The sequence below is a fragment of the Williamsia sterculiae genome (assembly GCF_900156495.1).
Lineage (GTDB): Bacteria > Actinomycetota > Actinomycetes > Mycobacteriales > Mycobacteriaceae > Williamsia_B > Williamsia_B sterculiae.
The window spans coordinates 101060-121102 of the sequence record NZ_FTNT01000005.1 but is presented as its reverse complement, the minus strand read 5'-3'; the positions used below and the strand labels follow the sequence as shown (position 1 = coordinate 121102).

Annotated in this window: 19 protein-coding genes and 1 pseudogene; 11 read left to right on the top strand and 9 right to left on the bottom strand. The window is 66.1% G+C overall.

All coding sequences use genetic code 11. The annotated features are described in order from the left end of the window. The first annotated feature begins 218 nt into the window (after positions 1–218). The 5 genes from sigM (at position 219) to BW971_RS10055 (ending at position 4262) form a co-directional block, all read left to right on the top strand. The gene (sigM, locus tag BW971_RS10075; protein WP_076479128.1) at positions 219–833 is read left to right on the top strand and encodes an RNA polymerase sigma factor SigM; all 615 of its coding nucleotides are present in this window, start codon (positions 219–221) and stop codon (positions 831–833) included. A gap of 291 nt (positions 834–1124) precedes the next feature. Then, positions 1125–1349 carry a hypothetical protein gene (locus tag BW971_RS10070; RefSeq protein ID WP_076479126.1) on the top strand — a complete coding sequence of 75 codons (225 nt, stop codon included), beginning with the start codon at positions 1125–1127 and terminating at the stop codon, positions 1347–1349. Positions 1350–1495: 146 nt separating this feature from the next. Next, positions 1496–2488 carry a thioredoxin-disulfide reductase gene (gene trxB, locus BW971_RS10065; RefSeq protein ID WP_076479124.1) on the top strand — a complete coding sequence of 331 codons (993 nt, stop codon included), beginning with the start codon at positions 1496–1498 and terminating at the stop codon, positions 2486–2488. Between the two features lie 73 nt (positions 2489–2561). Further along, positions 2562–2903, top strand: a complete 342-nt coding sequence (trxA, locus tag BW971_RS10060) for a thioredoxin (protein ID WP_076479122.1) — start codon at positions 2562–2564, stop codon at positions 2901–2903. Between the two features lie 186 nt (positions 2904–3089). Further along, on the top strand, positions 3090–4262 hold the full coding sequence (locus BW971_RS10055; protein WP_076479120.1) for an N-acetylmuramoyl-L-alanine amidase: 1173 nt from the start codon (positions 3090–3092) through the stop codon (positions 4260–4262). Between the two features lie 15 nt (positions 4263–4277). On the opposite strand, the gene BW971_RS10050 is transcribed toward BW971_RS10055, so the two are convergent. From BW971_RS10050 to rpmH, 9 genes are all read right to left on the bottom strand, one after another. Continuing rightward, entirely contained in the window at positions 4278–4976 is a 699-nt protein-coding gene (locus tag BW971_RS10050; RefSeq protein WP_076479391.1) for a hypothetical protein, read from the bottom strand. A gap of 134 nt (positions 4977–5110) precedes the next feature. Next, positions 5111–6130 carry a ParB/RepB/Spo0J family partition protein gene (locus BW971_RS10045; protein ID WP_076479118.1) on the bottom strand — a complete coding sequence of 340 codons (1020 nt, stop codon included), beginning with the start codon at positions 6128–6130 and terminating at the stop codon, positions 5111–5113. After that, positions 6127–7107: a ParA family protein gene (locus tag BW971_RS10040; RefSeq protein ID WP_076479116.1), complete on the bottom strand. Its 981-nt coding sequence runs from the start codon at positions 7105–7107 to the stop codon at positions 6127–6129. Before BW971_RS10040 ends, BW971_RS10045 begins: the two co-directional genes overlap by 4 nt. 29 nt (positions 7108–7136) lie before the next feature. Then, positions 7137–7874: a 16S rRNA (guanine(527)-N(7))-methyltransferase RsmG gene (gene rsmG / locus BW971_RS10035; protein ID WP_076479114.1), complete on the bottom strand. Its 738-nt coding sequence runs from the start codon at positions 7872–7874 to the stop codon at positions 7137–7139. A gap of 116 nt (positions 7875–7990) precedes the next feature. Then, the gene (locus tag BW971_RS10030) at positions 7991–8611 is read right to left on the bottom strand and encodes a Jag family protein (protein ID WP_076479112.1); all 621 of its coding nucleotides are present in this window, start codon (positions 8609–8611) and stop codon (positions 7991–7993) included. Positions 8612–8686: 75 nt separating this feature from the next. Then, on the bottom strand, positions 8687–9925 hold the full coding sequence (gene yidC, locus BW971_RS10025; protein ID WP_076479110.1) for a membrane protein insertase YidC: 1239 nt from the start codon (positions 9923–9925) through the stop codon (positions 8687–8689). Beyond that, positions 9919–10254 carry a membrane protein insertion efficiency factor YidD gene (yidD, locus tag BW971_RS10020; RefSeq protein WP_083709645.1) on the bottom strand — a complete coding sequence of 112 codons (336 nt, stop codon included), beginning with the start codon at positions 10252–10254 and terminating at the stop codon, positions 9919–9921. Before yidD ends, yidC begins: the two co-directional genes overlap by 7 nt. 5 nt (positions 10255–10259) lie before the next feature. Then, on the bottom strand, positions 10260–10655 hold the full coding sequence (gene rnpA / locus BW971_RS10015; RefSeq protein ID WP_076479108.1) for a ribonuclease P protein component: 396 nt from the start codon (positions 10653–10655) through the stop codon (positions 10260–10262). Positions 10656–10744: 89 nt separating this feature from the next. After that, positions 10745–10888 (bottom strand): 50S ribosomal protein L34, encoded by a 144-nt coding sequence (rpmH, locus tag BW971_RS10010; protein ID WP_076479106.1) that lies wholly within the window; start codon positions 10886–10888, stop codon positions 10745–10747. Between the two features lie 625 nt (positions 10889–11513). Between rpmH and dnaA the strand changes: the two genes are divergently transcribed. The 6 genes and pseudogenes from dnaA to gyrB all read left to right on the top strand — a co-directional run bounded on the left by dnaA (position 11514) and on the right by gyrB (position 20016). Then, positions 11514–13016 carry a chromosomal replication initiator protein DnaA gene (dnaA, locus tag BW971_RS10005; RefSeq protein WP_076479104.1) on the top strand — a complete coding sequence of 501 codons (1503 nt, stop codon included), beginning with the start codon at positions 11514–11516 and terminating at the stop codon, positions 13014–13016. Between the two features lie 595 nt (positions 13017–13611). Further along, a complete protein-coding gene (dnaN, locus tag BW971_RS10000; RefSeq protein ID WP_076479389.1) occupies positions 13612–14781 on the top strand; it encodes a DNA polymerase III subunit beta in 1170 nt (389 codons plus the stop codon). 100 nt (positions 14782–14881) lie between these two features. Then, positions 14882–15790: pseudogene (gene gnd / locus BW971_RS09995) on the top strand (phosphogluconate dehydrogenase (NAD(+)-dependent, decarboxylating)); the annotation flags it as partial. 16 nt (positions 15791–15806) lie between these two features. Further along, entirely contained in the window at positions 15807–16985 is a 1179-nt protein-coding gene (gene recF, locus BW971_RS09990) for a DNA replication/repair protein RecF (RefSeq protein ID WP_076479100.1), read from the top strand. Positions 16986–17006: 21 nt separating this feature from the next. Beyond that, a complete protein-coding gene (locus BW971_RS09985; protein ID WP_076479098.1) occupies positions 17007–17594 on the top strand; it encodes a DUF721 family protein in 588 nt (195 codons plus the stop codon). Positions 17595–17919: 325 nt separating this feature from the next. Continuing rightward, entirely contained in the window at positions 17920–20016 is a 2097-nt protein-coding gene (gene gyrB, locus BW971_RS09980) for a DNA topoisomerase (ATP-hydrolyzing) subunit B (RefSeq protein WP_076479096.1), read from the top strand. Positions 20017–20043 lie beyond the last annotated feature (27 nt).

Genomic DNA, 20043 nt, shown 5'->3' with positions numbered 1-20043 from the left:
GTTGAACCCGCTGGCGTAACCCGCCACCGCGTAGGCCACCGAGACTCACAAGGTCCGGTGGCCTCGCTCGTCATCGGACACCCCGGGGACACCTACGCCGGTGTCGTCCGGTCGACGTAACCGGGGGTCATTCGGTCGGTACACAGGCGGTCCGCCGCCCGAATGAACCCTGTCGTGCGGGCTCCTCGCGCCGCGTTTTCGCTGGTTACGGTCCTGCCATGAACCTGCCGGGACAGTATCCGGTGCCGAGGGATCCGCGCACCGATGAACAACTCCTCGCCGATCACGTCGCCGGCGACGCCGAGGCGTTCGGCATCATCTACCTGCGCCACCGTGACCACCTGTGGGCCGTGGCCCGCCGGACCAGCCACAGTTCCGAGGACGCCGCAGACGCCCTGCACGATGCCCTGCTCAAGGCTCAGCGGATGGCGCACGGGTTCCGCGCCGACGCGCGTGTCAGTTCCTGGTTGCACCGCATCGTGGTGAACTCCTGTCTGGACCTGATCCGCCGCAACAAGGTGCGGCACACGGTGCCGCTGCCGCCGCAGGACCACACGATCTTCGCGGACCCCCGAGACGCCACCGCCGACGTCGACCTGGGTCTCGCGATCGGTCGGGTGTTGCAGACGTTGCCCGCCGAGCAGCGTGCCGCGGTGATCGCTGTGGACGTCGAGGGTCTATCGGTCACCGAGGCCGCCACGCTGCTCGGTGTTCCGGCAGGGACCATCAAGAGTCGTTGTTCGCGCGGACGCGCGAAACTCGCTGAGGCGCTGCACCACCTGCGACCCACCGATGCGCCGACGGCCCCCTGTACCGGATCACGTCGCACCTGATCAACGCGGTGCGGGTGTGAATATCAACAGTGTTATTCACAGGTGTGGACAACCGCGACCCGGACGGACCCTGGTCGGGGACGGTCGCAGCCAGATCGACGTCAGCGGAGCGGAACCGACGACCGGTGTCGCGCGTCCAACGGACAGAAACGACCGACGAGACATCTGACCGGGACACCGGGCCCCGCACGCGCGCATCGCTACGACGCACCGCTCTCACACCCGTGCACTGCGTCATCGGATGCCCGCCCCGGCCGTCACCGACAGACACAGCAGACGAGGGCGAACACCATGACCAGTTCCAGCCACACATCCAGTGCCCCCGACGTCGCCACCGACCACCCCGGGAACGATGACGAGCAGGCCGAGACCGCAGTGCGCGCACGGTCCGGCGAGCACATCGGTCTCGCGCCGCTGCGCCGTCTGCTCGCCGACCTCCCGGTGATCACCGAACCGATCCCGCGAGCGGTGGATCTCCGGATCCGACACGCGCTGCACATCGACGCCGGCCACTGACCGCCCCGCCGGGTCACCGACCCCACGCTCGTCCCTACCCGCTCGTCCCGGACCCGGGAACATCTGCCCTTACCCTGGTGTTGACGAGACGTGCCGGCGCCACGAACGTAGGGTTCACCGGGCCGGCCCAGGAGTATGGAGGGCACATGAGTGAGGCAGGAACCGACACCGTCCACGACGTGATCATCGTGGGTTCGGGTCCGGCCGGATACACCGCGGCGGTCTACGCGGCCCGTGCCGAGTTGGCGCCGATCGTGTTCGAGGGACTGCAGTTCGGTGGCGCGCTCATGACCACCACCGAGGTGGAGAACTTCCCGGGATTCCGCAACGGGATCCAGGGACCGGAGCTCATGGACGAGATGCGCGAGCAGGCTCAACGCTTCGGCGCCGACCTGCGGATGGAGGACGTCGATGCGCTCCGCCTCGATGGTGACATCAAGGAGGTCGAGGTCGGCGGTGAGGTGTTCCGCACGCGCTCGGTGATCCTGGCCATGGGGGCGGCCGCCCGTTACCTCGGGGTGAGCGGAGAAACCGAACTGCTCGGTCGCGGCGTGTCCGCATGTGCGACCTGTGACGGCTTCTTCTTCCGCGATCAGGACATCGCCGTCATCGGCGGTGGCGACTCGGCGATGGAGGAGGCCACCTTCCTCACCAAGTTCGCCCGGTCGGTCACCCTCATCCACCGCCGCGAGGAGTTCGCCGCGTCCAAGATCATGCTGGAACGGGCCCGCGCCAACGACAAGATCCGCTTCGTCACCAATGCGGTGGTCGAGAAGGTGTTCGGTGAGAACTCCGTCACGGGGCTCGAGCTCAGGGACACCCGAGACGGCAGCGTCCGCACCCTGGACGTGACCGGCATGTTCGTCGCGATCGGACACGATCCGCGCAGCGATCTCGTCCGCGGTCAGATCGCCCTCGACGACGACGGGTACGTCGTCGTACAGCGCGGCACCACCGCGACCTCGCTGGCCGGGGTCTTCGCCGCGGGCGACCTGGTGGACCACCGGTACCGACAGGCCATCACGGCAGCGGGTACCGGTTGCAGCGCCGCCATCGACGCCGAGCGGTGGCTCGCCGACCAGCAGTCGCAGACCGCACCGGTGGACGAGGCGTCGGCCGCCGTCGTCTCGGCCGTGTAGAGATCACCCCCGACACCACTGACCACCGCCGCCACTCACCACCCCGTTCTCATTCTCATCTAGGAGGAAAATCATGGGAGCCAACACCGTTGCCGTCACCGACGCAACCTTTGCCAACGACGTCCTGCAGTCCGAGAAGCCGGTTCTTGTCGACTTCTGGGCCACCTGGTGCCACCCGTGCAAGATCGTCGCGCCGGTTCTGGAGGAGATCGCCGGCAGCCACGGCGATCAGCTCACCATCGCCAAGGTCGACGTGGACCAGAACCCCGGTGTCGCCCGCGACTTCCAGATCATGTCCATCCCGACGATGATCCTGTTCCAGGGTGGCAAGCCGACCAAGACCATCGTCGGCGCCAAGAGCAAGGCCGCCCTGCTCAGCGAGCTCGACGGCGTACTCACTCCGTCCGCATCCTGATCCCGCGCCCGACAGGCCGGATCCGCTCCGGGTCCGGCCTGTCGCTGGTGTGCGTCGAATCCCTGGTTGCAGTCTGGCAACTGCCGGTTTTGTTGACGCCGCGCACGCCTGTCAGACTCTAGAGTGTTTTTCGGCACGACCGAGCGGGCTGCCCGTCATGACCCGCACCTGACAGGAAGGCGTGGTATGCGTCTACTTCGCCTCGGCGATCGTGGCTCGGCCGTCGCGGAAGTGCGCATGATCCTGACCTCCCTGGGCCTGCTGTCCGATCCGGACGTCCTCCCCACCGATCACGGCTGGTCGCCGCCCACGGCGGAGCCGGTCTTCGATGACGACTGCGACCACGCGGTGCGTGCATTCCAGCAACAGCGCGGGCTGATCGTCGATGGCATCGTCGGGCCCGCCACCTACCGGGTGCTGCGCGAATCCTCGTACCACCTCGGTTCTCGGATCCTGTCGTTCCTGGTGTCGGCGCCCATGCACGGCGACGACGTGGCCACCCTGCAGGCACGACTGCAGAATCTCGGCTACTACACCAGCCTCATCGACAGCACCTTCGGCGAGAACACGCACACCGCGCTCACCACCTTCCAGCACGACTACGGGATGACGCCGGACGGGATCTGTGGACCCAAGACGCTGCGGTCGCTGAACAACCTCGGCACGCGGGTCAGCGGCGGTTCCCCACACGCGATCCGCGAGGAGGAGCACGTACGCAATTCCGGACCCCAGCTGTCCGGGAAGCGAATCCTCATCGACCCCGGCAACGGGGGAGACCACGACCTGTCGACCGGCGCGATCGCCGAACGCGAGTCCGCGATCCTGTGGGATCTCGGGCGCCGCATCGAGGGTCGGATGGCCGCCGCGGGTATGCAGACCTACTTGTCCCGCGGTGAACACCAGGATCCCGACGACGCCGAACGCGCCCGGGTCGCCAACGTGGTCGGTGCCGATCTGGTGATCTGCCTCCGCTGTGCGCACTACTCGAGTCCGGCCGCCAACGGTGTCGCCAGCTTCTACTTCGGCAACTCCCACGGATCCGCGTCGGCGATCGGTCGATCGCTGTCCGGTTTCATCCAGCGCGAGATCGTCGCCCGAACCCCGTTGCGTGACTGCCGATCACACGAACGCACCTGGGACATCCTGCGCTTGACCCGGATGCCGGTGTCACAGATCGACGTCGGCTACATGTCCAGCCCCGCCGACGTCGAACTTCTCAGTGATCCGGTTCTCCGCGACACCATCGCCGAGGCAATTCTGGTCGCGGTCAAGCGTGTGTACCTGCTGGGCAAGAACGACCGTCCCACCGGGACCTACACCTTCGCCGACCTGCTCGCGTCCGAACACATCGCCCGCTGAGCGGGCGACCGGCGGTCAGCCCGCGCTGCGGTGTCGAGCGCTGCCCACGGGAACCGCCAGCGGTGCGCGTTCCGATCCGGTGAGGTCGATCTGCGCGATCACGAACAGCCGTTGCAGAGCGGCCTCGACACCCGATTTCCACCCGAGCCCCTCGTCGAGTTCCAAGCGCAGTCTCGGGAAGCGGGGATGGCTGGCCACCACGTCGAACCCGGATTCCTTGAGGAAATGCGCGTCGATCACGCAACCCGGACAGAGCTCCTCACCCTCGCCGGTGGTCGTCGCCGAGGACCGGACGATGCCGAACGCCTCGACTGCCCGCACCCCACGGCGAACCAGATCGGCCACCACGGCCCCGACCAATGCTTCCGCGACGCCGTCGTGACCGGGTGCGGTCCGCACCGAGGTGAGCAGAACCGCGTCCGCACTCACCGGGGCGGTGGGGAAGGAGCGCGCGCGGGGGACTCGGCCCGGCGGGGCGTAGAACGCCACCCCGATCGTCGTGTCCGTCGACTCCTCGACCGCGATCTGCGCGCAGGTACCCCACTCGAGCATCACCATCGACAACCAGGCTTCCTTGTCGAACTCACTGGAGAAGCTCTTACCCTGCTCGCCCGGAGCGACGTCGGGTTCCACCTCCCAGAAGACACACCGCCGTGGGTGCGGGGGGAGCGATTCGAACAAGTCCAGCGTCAGCGGCATGATCTTCACGACCACGACCCCCACGCGGCGCTGATCATGATGAGATCTGCTGCGCGACAACGCTTCCGCTGTTCGATGACCACTTCCACACTTCCCGATGTCACAGTGACGTTATGTCCCCATACCGAGTATCGCGCCGATCTCGACGTCTAGCGCCCATTCTTGTCGATGAACGCGACGATCCGTTCCAGATCGTCCACCGAGCCGAACTCCACGACGATCTTTCCCTTCTTGCGCCCCAGGCTCACCGTCACCCGGGTGTCCAGACTGTCGGAGAGTCGTTCGGCGACATCCTGCAGGCCGGGCATCTGCATCGGCTTCCGCTTGGTCGGCGGCGTCGGGGCATCCGTGCCGTCGCCACGGTTCGCCAGGGTGACGGCTTCCTCGGTCGCCCGCACCGACATACCCTCGGCGACGATCCGCGCCGCGAGCGCCTCCTGCGCGTCCGGCCCGCCGTCGAGGGTCAGCAGCGCCCGGGCATGGCCTGCGGACAACACGCCGGCGGCGACCCGTCGTTGCACTGGCACCGGGAGCTTCAACAACCGGATCATGTTGGAGATGAGCGGCCGCGACCGGCCGATCCGGCTCGCGAGTTCGTCGTGGGTGACGTCGAACTCATCGAGTAGTTGCTGGTATGCGGCCGCCTCTTCCAAGGGGTTCAGCTGGACGCGGTGAATGTTCTCCAACAGAGCATCGCGGAGCATGGCGTCATCGGGGGTCTCGCGCACGATGGCCGGTATCGCTGCCAACCCGGCCTCGGTGGATGCGCGCCAACGGCGCTCACCCATCACCAGCTCGTAGTGCGGACCACCGGTGGCGGCGGGGAGCTCACGCACGACGATCGGCTGCATGAGTCCGAACTCGCGGATCGAGTGCACGAGTTCCGCCAGGGCCTCGTCGTCGAAGGCGACACGGGGTTGTTTGGGGTTCGGCTGGATATCCGCGGGGGCGATCTCCCGATACGTCGCCCCGACCTCACCCAGCTCCGCGTCGGCGTGAGGAGTGCCGTCCGCCGGGGGAGCGACGGGCGTGCGGTTGTCCGCGATCCCGGAGCCATTACCCAGCACCACATCGGCGGCGGCGTTGCCCAACCGGGGCCCCTCCGCGGGACCCGTCGGGATCAGCGCGGCCAGACCACGCCCGAGTCCACCCTTGCGTTGCTGCGTCACGACACCGCTCCCGTCTGTGCTTCGCCGACCCGGTTGGACGAGTTCTCTTCCCGATGGGCCCGCATCGCCAATTCGCGTCCTGCGTCCAGATAACTCATCGCGCCACGTGATCCGGGGTCGTATTCGATGATGGTCATCGCGTACCCGGGCGCCTCGGAGACCTTGACGCTCCGAGGGATGACAGTCGACAGCACCCGGTCACCGAAGTGATTGCGCACCTCCTCGGCCACCTGATCAGCCAGCTTGGTCCGCCCGTCGTACATCGTCAGCACGATCGTGGAGACGTGTAACGCCGGGTTGAGATGGGCCTGCACCAACTCGATGTTGCGAAGCAGCTGACCCACACCCTCGAGTGCGTAGTACTCACACTGGATCGGGATGAGGACCTCGCGCGCCGCGACCATCGCGTTGACGGTCAGCAGCCCCAGCGACGGCGGACAGTCGATCAACACATAGTCGATACCGAGTTCGGCGAGGAGATCGCCGTTGATCGCGTTACGCAGACGGTTCTCTCTGGCGACCATCGAGACCAGTTCGATCTCGGCGCCGGCGAGGTCGAGGGTCGCGGGTACGCAGTAGAGGTTCTCGTTGTTGGGACTGCGCTGGATGGTGTCGCGCAACTCCACCTCACCCAGTAACAGCTCGTACACCGAATCGATGTCGGGGGAGCGATGATCGATGCCCAATGCAGTGCTTGCGTTCCCCTGCGGATCCAGGTCGACGACGAGCACTCCCAGTGAGTGCAGGGCCAGCGCCGCGGCGATGTTGACCGCGGTGGTCGTCTTGCCCACACCGCCCTTCTGATTGGCGACGGTGATGATTCGGGGGCTTGTGGGGCGCGGGAGCTTGCCTGCTCCGCCGGGTGTCCGCAGCTGGCTTGCGCGTCGAGCCGCCGCCGCTATCGGAGTGTCCTGGTCGCTCTCGACGCTCGTTTCACGTGAAACCGTTTCACGTGAAACATCGGAATCCTCCACCATCGCACTGCCCCTTCGTCCACGTCTGCCCATCATTCTGCGCCCGCCACGCCACGTGCTCTACCGGAGCCACGCCGATCTCGCACCGAACCCCGCCCACGACCCTTGCCTGTGCCGTGTGCGGTCGCCTCGCCGACGATGACCGTCGTCGGTTCGTCCAGTATCGCCGATCCACAGCTGCGGACGGACAGTGCGGTCAGCCCCAGCCGTGCGGTCGATGCACGGTGCGTGTCAATCTCCTCAGCTGCCGACCGACCCTTGATCGCGACCATGTGTCCGCCCGCCGCGAGTAGCGGCACCGACCAGGCCGCCAAGCGATCCAGGGGAGCGACCGCCCGTGACGTCACCACGTCCGCCTCACCAACCCGACGTCGCACGGTCCGTTCTTCTGCGCGACCGCGCACCACCTCGACGTCGATCCCGAGTTCGACGGCGACTTCTTCCAGGAATGTCACCCGGCGCAACAACGGCTCGACAAGCTGCACCGTCAGGTCGGGACGAGCGATGGCCAAGGGGATACCCGGCAGCCCCGCGCCACTTCCGACGTCGACCACACGGAGCGCCTGCCCGATCTCGTCGCCGATGACCGCGCAATTGAGAACATGTCGGCTCCAGATACGCGGCACTTCCCGTGGGCCGATCAGACCCCGCTCGACACCCGCGGTCGCGAGCAGATCCGCATACCGCTCCGCCAAGGGCAGGCGGTCGCCGAAGACGCGCGCGGCCTGCGCGGGTACATCACCTGCCGTGGCATCGGAGTCATGTTTCACGTGAAACAACCCTCTCGAAGAACTACACCGATGTTATTCGTTCGCCTCACAGCAAACGGTCCCCGGAGTCGTCGAGACTGCCGGGGACCGATCGCTGGTCGGAGGAGCGTCGCCGCTCATCCCTCCTTGATGACGACGACGCGCCGGTGGGGTTCGTTGCCTTCACTCTCGCTGATGACACCGTTCACCGCCGCCACCGCATCGTGCACGATCTTCCGCTCGAACGGGGTCATCGGATCCAACGACTCCCGCCCGCCCTGGGCGAGCACCCGGTCTGCCACCTCGGCGCCGAGCTTGGCCAGGCGCTGACGACGATCCGCGCGCCAGCGTGCGACGTCCAGCATCAGACGGCTGCGATCGCCGGTCGCCTGCTGTACGGCCAATCGCGTCAACTCCTGCAGCGCGTCGAGCACCTCGCCGTTCCGGCCGACCAGCTTGGCCAGATCCGAGCCGCCGTCGATGCTGACCACCGCCCGGTCACCGTCGACGTCCAGGTCGATGTCCCCGTCGAAATCCAAGACGTCGAGAAGTTGCTCGAGGTAGTCGCCGGCGATCTCGCCCTCCTCGACCAGTCGGTCCTCGTCATCTCCATCGGCGTCATCTCCATCGGCGTCCGTGTCGGCGTCGGCAGGCAGGGGAGTGGTCGCAACTCCGTCGTCCTGCAGCGCCGCGTCCTCGACGGTGGTGACCTCCTCCACCTCCGGGTCACGCACGTCGTCATGGGTATCTGCGGTCATGGCGTTCCACTTTCCTTCGTTGCGATGAGTTCGGTACAGAGGCGGGGGCATCGGGTTGCCCGCACCGCCCCGGGGTCAGCGCTTCTTCTTGCTGCGCGATCGGTTCTGTCCTCGACCCTGCGGTCGCTGGCCGGGTCGCGGCGCGGAGGGCGGACGACTACCGTCCGCAGCGGTGGACGTGCTCGCGGTTGCGTCGGCCGACCCGTCGACCTTGCCCCCGTCGACCTTGGCCCCGTCAGCCTTCTCGGCCCCGTCGACCTTCTTGCTACCGACCTTCTTGCTGAGGTCGGTCTGACCGTTCACCGGGCTCGACGTCTGCGATGTCTCCGCAGCGGGCGCGCCGTTGGTGTTCGGCTTCTGTCCACCCTTGGCGTTCTGACCCTTGCCGACCTGTGGTTTGGCGCCCGGCTTGGGCGCGTTGGCCTTCAACTTCTCCTGCTTGGCCAGCTTGGCCTCTTCCTCTTCCTTGGCGATCTTGCCGAACACCAGGTGCTGCTGGCCGTAGGTCCAGAGGTTGTTGCTCACCCAGTACAGCAGGATCGCGACGGGGAAGAACGCACCCGACACCAGGATGCCGAGCGGGAAGACGTACAGCGCGAGGTTGTTCATGATGCGGGTCTGCGGGTTCTCCAACGCAGCCGCACCCTGGCGGGCGACCGAGGCCCGCGAGTTCATGTGCGTCGCGATGGACGAGATGATGACCAACGGGACGACCACGAAGGCGATGGTTCCGCGGGTGAAGTCGATGTCGTCGACGTTCAGTGTCTTGGTGAACGCCACCCACTCCGTCTGCTTCTCGGAGATGAACGACGACAGCGGGACCCCGAACAGCCGGGCGTCCAGGAAGTTCTGCACCTGATCGACACTGAAGAAATAGTTGCCTGTCGATCGGGTCTGCTGTGCGGACATGTGCAACTGCCCCATGCCCGTCCCCATGCGGTTGAACGAACGCAACACGTGGAACAAGCCGATGAACACCGGGATCTGCAACAGCATCGGCAGACAGCCCAGCAACGGGTTGAACCCGTGCTCCTTCTGCAGCTTCTGCATCTCCTCGGTCATCTTGACCCGGTCCTTGGCGTACTTCTTCCGGATCGCCTGCAGCTGCGGGTTGATCTCCTGCATCTTCTTCGTGGTGCGGATCTGCTTCACGAAGGGCTTGTAGAGGATGGCGCGCAGGGTGAAGACGAGGAAGACCACCGACAGCGCCCAGGCGATGCCGTCCCAGCCCGGGGTGTTCGGGAAGATGTGGTCGAACAGCCAGTGCCAGACCCACATGATCCCGGAGACGGGGTAATAGATGAAGTTCAGCACGGCGTATGGGACTCCTCGGTCGTCGGTGACGCCGCCGGCGTCACCCTGTTCATCGGGTCTTCTCGTGGTCGCTCGACATCGTGGTGCCTACCCAGCACATCCCAGCGGTCGGGTACCGGGTCGTAACCGGGCCGATGCCACGGTCCACACTTCAGTATCCTGATCACCGCCAACCAGCCTCCGCCGAGCAGTCCGTACCGCTCGAGTGACGCGACCGCATACGAACTGCAGGTCGGTTCGAAACGGCAGGTCGGCAGCCGCATCGGCGACACCCAGGTCCGGTACAGCTGGATGAGGAAGATGACGATCCGTTGCGGCCACTGCTGCATGGCCGTCAGACCATCCCGGTAGGGGACCAGCGGGACCGGGCTCTGCCCACGGCCCGCCGGAGTTGACGTTCCAGTTCGGAGGTCGGGGTCGACGCGGCACTGGGCAGCGCGCGGATCACCACCGACCACTGGGACTCGCAGTCATCGCTCACGGCGGCGGCCGCGGCGCGGAGGCGACGGGCCACCCGATGCCTACACACGGCGTCGCCGACAGATTTGCTCACAATGAGTCCGAAACGCGGACCACCATAGGTGATCACCGGTTCAGCACCGATGGGGGACGTCGACGCACACGGGTCGGCGACATAGCAGATGACGGCAGAACCGTTCACCCGAACACCGCTGCGCAGCGTGCGGGTGAACTCGGATCCGCGACTGATCCGTTGCGGGGAGGGCAGCACGGTCGCTCACCACACCCATCGGATCGACGGAACCGGTCCGACGGGTGGACGTCGACGCTTGTCGGCACGAGCCGGACAGGCGAGGACGATCAGGCGGTCAGGCTGGCACGGCCCTTGCGGCGGCGGCCGTTGACGATGGCGCGACCGGCGCGGGTGCGCATGCGCAGCCGGAATCCGTGCACGCGCGCACGACGACGGTTGTTCGGCTGGAAGGTGCGCTTGCCCTTGGCCACGGTTGACTCCTTGTCGTTCGGGCTCCTGCGAGGCGTGTTCTCGCCGCAGAACCCTGCTTACGGTGGTTTCTGCCCCGTGGTCTGCACCCGGTCGACGGGTGTGAGCCGTCAACTGTTCGTATGCACATCCGGTAGAGCAGAGGTCCACACACAACGAGCCGGTGCCACCCTGGGCGACCGTTCGAGACTACTGACCCGGCAGACCCTGGTCAAACCATCCGACACGCCGTCACGCCGACATGCTTGCATCCACCCGGGTTCTGTGTGGACGTGTTGTGGGGTCCCGGCGACCTCTGTTAGCTTGACCCAACACGATTCAGGGACCGCCGGGTATCTCGCGTTCCTGACACGCTCCTCGGGCACCCGTCTCATATCGATTTGTTCACAGCTGTGGATAACTGTGTGGACAATTGGGTGGTTCGACGGGTTCGAGGAGATGACGACGAGGTGCAGTCATGACACACGCGGTTCGCACCGCACGCTACCGTCGAACCCGGTCACTCCGTTCGTGCCGCACCACGAGCACGGACCGCGAGGTCACTCGCGACCACCCCGTTCCTGTCCGGCCCGTCCCGCCTGGAGTCCACCGCGCCATGTTTCCGCCCCGCGACCGCATCTCCGACGTATGAGCGGCGATCGGGACAGTTTCGGCGAGGTCTGGGGTCGGGTGGTCACCGAACTCAACGACGACACCGCCGGTGCCCACGAACCCCTCAGTCGGCAGCAGAAGGCCTGGTTGTCGCTGGTACAGCCGCTGACGCTGGCCGAGGGTTTCGCGCTGTTGACCGTGCCCACCCAGCTCGTGCAGGAACAGATCGAACGCGGACTCCGCGAGTCCATCCGGTCGTCGTTGTCCCGGCATCTCGGTCAGGACGTCGACCTCGGGGTTCGGATCGCACCGATGGAAGCGCCCTCGGAGGTCCGACCCGTCGAGGCGGGCCCCACATCCGCAGACACCGACGGAGTCTCCGACCTGTCCGGTGACGACACGTTCGGCGGCCGCCGTGCCGAGCAGGCCCCGCGGTACACCGACGACCAGTGGTCGAAATACTTCACCAACGGCACGTCCTCCACCGCACCCGTCGGTGGATCGCAGGATTCGAGCCTCAACTCCAAGTACACCTTCGACACCTTCGTCATCGGGGCGTCCAACCGTTTCGCCCACGCCGCTGCGGTCGCCATCTCGGAGGCACCCGCACGGGCCTACAACCCCCTGTTCATCTGGGGTGAGTCCGGGCTCGGCAAGACCCATCTGCTGCACGCCGCGGGTCACTACACCCAACGCCTGTTCCCCGGTATGCGGGTGAAATACGTGTCCACCGAGGAGTTCACCAACGACTTCATCAACTCGTTGCGTGATGACCGTCGGGTCGCATTCAAACGCCGCTACCGCGATGTCGACGTACTGCTCGTCGACGACATCCAGTTCCTGGTGGGCAAAGAAGGTATCCAGGAAGAGTTCTTCCACACCTTCAACACCCTGCACAACACCAACAAGCAGATCGTGGTGTCCTCCGATCGTCCACCCAAACAGCTTGCGACACTTGAAGACCGGCTACGCACCCGATTCGAGTGGGGGCTGATCACCGACGTCCAACCACCCGAGCTCGAGACGCGCATCGCCATCCTGCGCAAGAAGGCGCAGATGGACAACCTGCAGGTCCCCGATGACGTGCTGGAACTGATCGCCTCCAAGATCGAACGCAACATCCGCGAACTCGAGGGTGCGTTGATCCGGGTCACCGCCTTCGCCTCGCTGAACAACACCGAACTCGACCGCTCGTTGGCCGACATCGTCCTGCAGGCACTCCTGCCCGACTCCAGCACCCTGGAGATCAACGCCCCGACCATCCTGGCCATCACCGCCGAGTACTTCGACGTCTCGGTGGAGGAACTCCGCGGTCCCGGCAAGGCCCGCTCGATCGCCCAGGCCCGGCAGATCTCCATGTATCTCTGCCGCGAGCTCACCGACCTCTCACTGCCCAAGATCGGTGAGACCTTCAACCGCGACCACACCACGGTCATGTACGCGGACAAGAAGATCCGCAAGGAGATGGCCGAGCGCCGACGGGTCTACGAGCACGTCCAAGAGCTCACCGCACGGATCAAACAGCGCTCCCGCCGCTGACCCTTCTGTCGCTCGCACCACATGCTCGGGACGGTGCGCACCCGTGTCGCACTCGGCGACCACCCCTCTCCGGCCTCTCGGCCGGCCATGTCGGCTGCCTCGAAAACAGACACGTCTCGACCCACACCAGAGGGTTTCGCTGAGAACTTCCTGTGACAGTTGGGGCGCAATGGGCATTCCCCAGCTGTGGACAAGTCAGTGGATAACTTGCCGGGACATGTGGACTGCGGGTGGACGGAGAAGAACAACTCTCGTCCGTGCACAGCTGCGGTGAGGCGGCCGCGGCGTTGTTCCACCCCCGGTGCACATCACCTCTGGCCGGGCGACCTGTGCCGATGCGCCCTTGTCCACAGTTTGCACAGCACCTATGACCATGAAGAATCTCTCTCTAGAAGAATCTCTTCAGAAAGAGCCGCTGTGGAATCACACCTGTCAGCGGGTCCCCGAGGTGCTCGGTGAAACCGACCCATTGCCGCCCGTACCCGGTCCGGAGCTCTACAGTGGATCAGCGACGACAACCCGTCGCAGTCCGATCGTGTCATTCGCGCCGATCGCGTCACCTGCACCGTTCGACGACATGGGAGTCCCGACCACCGTGAAGTTTCGTGTCACACGCGACGAGTTCGCCGATTCCGTTGCCTGGGTGGCACGTAGCCTGCCCAGTCGTCCGCCCGTCCCGGTTCTCGGTTGTGTGGTCCTGACCGCCGACGACAACGGGTTGACCGTCGCAGGATTCGACTACGAGGTCTCCGCCAACGCCGAGGTGTCGGCCGAGGTGGCCGATGAGGGTCAGGTTCTGGTCTCGGGCAAACTGCTGGCCGACATCACCCGCTCGCTGCCCGCGAAGCCGGTCGACGTGGCGCTGGACGGTTCGCGGGTCGCGATCCGATGCGGCAGTGCCCGCTTCTCGTTGCCCACCATGCCGGTCGAGGACTACCCGCAGCTGCCCGACGTGCCGCCGACCACCGGCGCGATCGCCGTCCAGGACTTTGCCGAGGCCATCTCGCAGGTCGCTGTGGCCGCGGGCAGGGACGACACGCTCCCGATGCTGACCGGCATCCGCATGGAGATCGAGGGTGAGCGGATCGTGCTCGCCGCCACCGACCGGTTCCGTCTCGCGGTGCGCGAGGTGCACTGGCAACCCGGTTCCGCGGAGGTGTCCGCCGCCGTGTTGGTACCTGCCAAGACTCTCTCCGAATCGGCGAAATCGGCTGGTGCCGAGGACGGTTCCGATCTCTCTTTGGCTCTGGGCAGCGGCTCGTCGATCGGCACCGACGGATTACTCGGTATCGTCGGCGCCCATCGCAAGACCACCAGTCGGTTGCTCGACGCCGAGTTCCCGAAATTCCGTCAGCTGTTACCGCCGACCCACACCGCGATGGCCGTCACCGACATCGCGCCACTGGTCGACGTCATCAAGCGGGTCTCGCTGGTCGCCGAACGGGGTGCCCAGGTCCGTCTCGAGTTCTCCGAGGGTTCGGTGCAGCTGTCGGCGGGAGGTGAGGACGCGGGCAGCGCCCAGGAGGAATTGCCTGTCGAGTTCTACGGCGACCCGCTGACCATCGCCTTCAACCCCGGTTACCTGCTCGACGGGCTGTCGGCACTCAACGCCTCGACGGTGGAGTTCGGCTTCACCACCCCCAGCAGGCCTGCCGTACTGCGGCCCGGGACCGGTGAGCCGCCGGCGGCCGATGATTCGGGTGCTTTCCCCGCTCCGGCGAGCGATTTCACCTATTTGTTGATGCCGGTGCGTCTGCCCGGTTGATCGATCCCCGCGTGTCGGGCCGGTGGGTCGGGAATCCGACGTCGTAGCTGTTGTGCGCAGCGGCCGCAGACAGTAGAAGCATAGGGGACACAGCGAACATCGAAAGGTGCGCGGCATGCAGATTGGTCTGATCGGTCTCGGCAAGATGGGCGCGAACATGCGGGAGCGCCTGAAGAAGTTCGACATCGGAGTGGTCGGTTACGACCCGCGTCCGGAGGTCACCGACGTCCCCGACCTCGAGGGGCTGGTGGCTGCGCTGGAGGGACCGCGCATCATCTGGGTGATGGTCCCGTCCGGTGCGCCCACGCGCGACACGGTCGCCACCCTGGCGGATCTGTTGTCGCCGGGCGACCTGGTGATCGACGGCGGTAACTCGCGCTACACCGACGACGCGGTGAACGCGAAGTTGTTGGCGGAGAAAGAGGTTCGGTACATCGATTGTGGTGTCTCGGGTGGTGTGTGGGGTCTGGAGAACGGCTACGGCCTGATGGCCGGCGGCTCCGATGCCGACATCGAGTTCGCCATGCCCGTCTTCGACGCACTGCGCCCGCCGGGTGACCGGGCGGACGGCTTCGTGCACGCCGGGCCGGTGGGTGCCGGTCACTACGCCAAGATGGTGCACAACGGCATCGAGTACGGACTCATGCACGCCTACGGTGAGGGATACGAGCTGCTCGCCGCCGAGCCGTTGGTCGAGAACGTGACCGGTGTGCTGCAGGCCTGGACCCACGGCACGGTCATCCGTTCGTGGTTGTTGGATCTGCTGGTGCGTGCTCTGCAGGAGGATCCGGGTCTCGAGGAGATCTCCGACTACACCACCGATTCCGGCGAGGGTCGGTGGACCGTCGAGGAGGCGATCCGGCATTCGGTGCCCGCCAACGTCATCTCGGCTGCACTGTTCGCGCGGTTCGCCTCGCGGCAGGAGTCCGGTTCACCCGCACTGAAAGCAGTGTCGGCGTTGCGGAATCAGTTCGGTGGGCACTCCATGCACCACAAGAGCGGTTCGTGAGAGATCTTCGGACGAGGTGTATGTACGTCAGCTGAGCTTGCGCGACTTCCGATCCTGGGAGTCGGTGACGCTGCAGCTGGGACCCGGTGCAACCGTGTTCACCGGACGCAACGGCTTCGGCAAGACCAACCTGTTGGAGTCGTTGTTCTATCTGGCGAACCTCCGGTCGCACCGGGTCGGCTCCGACCAGAACCTCCTGAGATCGGGGACCTCCGACGCCAAGATTAGTGCGACGGTCGAGAATTCGGGTCGTGAACTCACCGTCGAGGTGGTCGTCACACCGGGTCGGGCGAACCGGGCGGCCATCAACGGTGCGCCGGCGCGCAAGGCGCGCGACGTGCTCGGCATCCTGCGGACGGTGATGTTCGCTCCCGAGGATCTGTTGCTGATCCGGGGTGATCCGGGGGAGCGGCGGCGGTTCCTCGACGATCTCGCGGCAATGCGCGGACCCCGATTCGTTGCCGCGCGTGCCGACTACGACCGGGTGTTGCGGCAGCGCTCGGCACTGTTGAAGACGGCGGCCGCGGCGATGCGCCGCGGCGGACAGGATGCGGCGTCGGTGGTCAGCACGCTCGACGTGTGGGACGGTCAGCTGGCCGCACACGGTGCGCAGGTCACGGCCGCACGATTGGACACGGTCGCGGCGTTGGCACCGCATGTCATCGCCGCCTACGCGTCCATCGCCCCACATTCTCGACCGGTGGCGATGCGGTACCGGGCGTCGGCCGGAGCGGAGATCGACGGTGACGGTTCGCCGGCGCCGGGTGCGGCCGACGTGGAGTACATCGAGGCGGTCCTGTTGACCCGACTCGCGGAGCTGCGCGCCAAGGAGATCGAGCGAGGCGTGTGCCTGGTGGGGCCGCACCGAGACGATCTCGATCTCCATCTCGGGGCGGATCTCGCGAAAGGGTATGCCAGCCACGGGGAATCCTGGTCGTTGGCGCTGGCTCTGCGGTTGGGATCGGTGGAGCTGGTGCGGTCCGACGGGGTGGAACCGGTGCTCATGCTCGACGACGTGTTCGCCGAGCTGGATGCCCGGCGTCGCAGCCATCTCGTCGACTTCGTCGCAGGCGCCGAACAACTGCTGATCACCGCCGCGGTGGCCGAGGACATCCCGGATGAGATCGGTGGCCGACGGGTCGAGGTGTCGGTGGAAGACGTGGAACCCGGTGGGCGACGGTCGGTTCTCCGATGACCGCGAGAGGGCGGTGAGCAGGTGACAGGCGATCAGACGACCGGTCCGTCCGATGACGATTCTCTCGGCAGCGACCGGCCGGGACCGGCAGGTGGGGGATCGGCCGGATACGAGATGGCGCGCCGCGCACTCGAGGAAGCACGTGCCGCGGCGAAGGCGTCCGGACGGGCGGTGGGACAGGGCCGGACGTCGCCGCAGCGGCGGACGTCGTCCCGCTCCTCGCGCCGCAGCTGGTCCGGGCCGGGTGCCGACTCCCGAGATCCGCAGCCCTTCGGGCGGCTCACCCGCGACGTCGCGAGATCGCGAGGGTGGGAACCCAGGGTCGCCGACGGCACCGTGATGGGCAGCTGGGAGACGATCGTCGGCACCGACATCGCCGCGCACGCCCAACCGCTGCAGCTACGCGACCGGGTGTTGTACGTCAGCGCGGAGTCGACAGCCTGGGCGACACAGTTGCGGCTGATCCAGACGGACATCCTGAAGAAGGTGGCGGCGGCCGTCGGCGAGGGTGTGGTGACCAGCCTCCGGATCACCGGCCCGAAGGCCCCGTCGTGGCGTAAGGGCGACCGACACGTCCGGGGTCGCGGCCCGCGCGACACCTACGGTTGACCGCCCACGGCAAACAGCGCTGTACGGCCCGTGATGGGTGCCGAGAGGGTCACACCTACAACGGGACGAGGGTCTGGCCGAGAAATTCGATCAGCGACGGTGTCAGAGGCCCTGGATGACCCTTTCCGGTCGTGCGCTGCAGTACTATGGAACGAGCAAGAGACATGTAGGTCCCACCGAGGGACAGCCGGTGGTCTCGGCATGCACACGACACGAGGGCACCCCTACTCCCTGACCGGAGTCGAGCGGGTGCTCACGCATGCTGCCGTCGACGGTCGCCTCATCGCCATGTCTTCGATCGAGACGTAAGGAGCGGACGCACCTCGTGGCCGACACCAGCGACAACGCGAAGCCCCAGAAGAGTGATGGCCAGAAGAGCAGCAAACCCGCGAAGAAGGCCGCGCCCAAGGACTACGGTGCCGATTCGATCAGCATCCTCGAGGGTCTGGAGGCCGTGCGCAAGCGCCCGGGTATGTACATCGGCTCCACCGGTGAACGTGGTCTGCACCACCTCATCTGGGAGGTCGTGGACAACTCGGTCGACGAGGCGATGGCGGGTCACGCGAGCCGGGTGGACGTCACCCTCCTCTCCGACGGGGGAGTGCAGGTGGCCGACGACGGCCGCGGTATCCCCGTCGAGACCCACAAGACGGGCGTGCCCACCGTCGAGGTCGTGATGACGCAACTGCACGCGGGAGGCAAGTTCGATTCCGACTCCTACGCGGTGTCCGGTGGTCTGCACGGTGTGGGTATATCGGTGGTCAACGCGTTGTCCACCAAGGTCGAACTCGAGATCGACCGAGACGGTTTCTCCTGGTCACAGGTCTACGACTACGCGAAACCCGGAACGCTGCAGAAGGGTAAGGCCACCCGGCGCACGGGAAACCTCACGCGGTTCTGGGCCGATCCGAAGATCTTCGAGACGGTCTCCTACAACTTCGAGACCATCGCGCGCCGGCTGCAGGAGATGGCGTTCCTGAACAAGGGACTCACCATCACACTGACCGACCAGCGGGCCGACAAGGTCGACGTCGCCGAGGACGAGGACATGGACCGCGCGGAGGCGCCGGGTACCGAGGCGCAGCAGTCCATCGAGAACGCCGAGGCGAGCACCAAGAAGAAGCGCGAGCGCACCAAGACGTATCACTACCCCGGCGGTCTCCGGGATTACGTGGCGCACCTGAACGCTTCCAAGAAGTCGATCCACACCACCATCATCGACTTCACCGCCAAGGGGACCGGCCACGAGGTCGAGGTCGCCATGCAGTGGAACGAGGGCTACAGCGAGTCCGTCCACACCTTCGCCAACACCATCAACACCCACGAGGGCGGCACCCACGAGGAGGGTTTCCGCTCCGCGTTGACCAGCACCGTCAACAAATACGCCGCCGACAAGAAGCTGGTGAAAGAGAAGGACGACAAGCTCACCGGTGACGACATCCGCGAGGGACTGGCCGCGGTGATCTCGGTGAAGGTCGCCGACCCGCAGTTCGAGGGGCAGACGAAGACCAAGCTCGGCAACACCGAGGTCCGCAGCTTCGTGCAGCGGGTCTGCAACGAGCACCTGGCGCACTGGTTCGAGGCCAACCCGGCGGAGGCGAAGATCATCGTCAAGAAGGCGGTCGACTCCGCGCAGGCCCGGATGGCCGCACGCAAGGCCCGCGAGCTGGTCCGGCGCAAGAGCGCCACCGACATCGGCGGCCTGCCGGGCAAGCTCGCCGACTGCCGCAGCAACGACCCATCGCTGTGTGAGGTCTACCTGGTGGAGGGTGACTCCGCGGGTGGTAGCGCCAAGACCGGCCGCGACTCGATGTACCAGGCGATCCTGCCGTTGCGCGGCAAGATCATCAACGTCGAGAAGGCGCGCATCGACCGGGTGTTGAAGAACTCCGAGGTGCAGTCGATCATCACCGCCTTCGGTACCGGTATCCACGACGAGTTCGACCTGGCCAAGCTGCGCTACAACAAGATCGTGTTGATGGCCGACGCCGACGTCGACGGGCAGCACATCTCCACCCTGCTGCTGACCCTGTTGTTCCGGTTCATGCGCCCGCTGGTCGAGCACGGCCACGTCTACCTGGCGCAGCCGCCGCTCTACAAGTTGAAGTGGCAGAAGGGTGCCGAGCCGGAATTCGCCTACTCCGACCGCGAGCGGGACGCGTTGCTCGCGGAGGGGCGCGCCCAGGGCAAGAAGATCAACACCGACGACGGCATCCAGCGCTACAAGGGGCTCGGTGAGATGAACCCCAAGGAGCTGTGGGAGACCACCATGGATCCCGAGCACCGGGTGTTGCGTCTGGTGACATTGGACGACGCGGCCGCCGCCGACGAGCTGTTCAGCGTGCTGATGGGGGAGGACGTCGTCGCCCGCCGCAGCTTCATCGCCCGGAACGCCAAGGACGTGCGGTTCCTCGATGTCTGACCATCGGGACATCTGAACGTCGACACG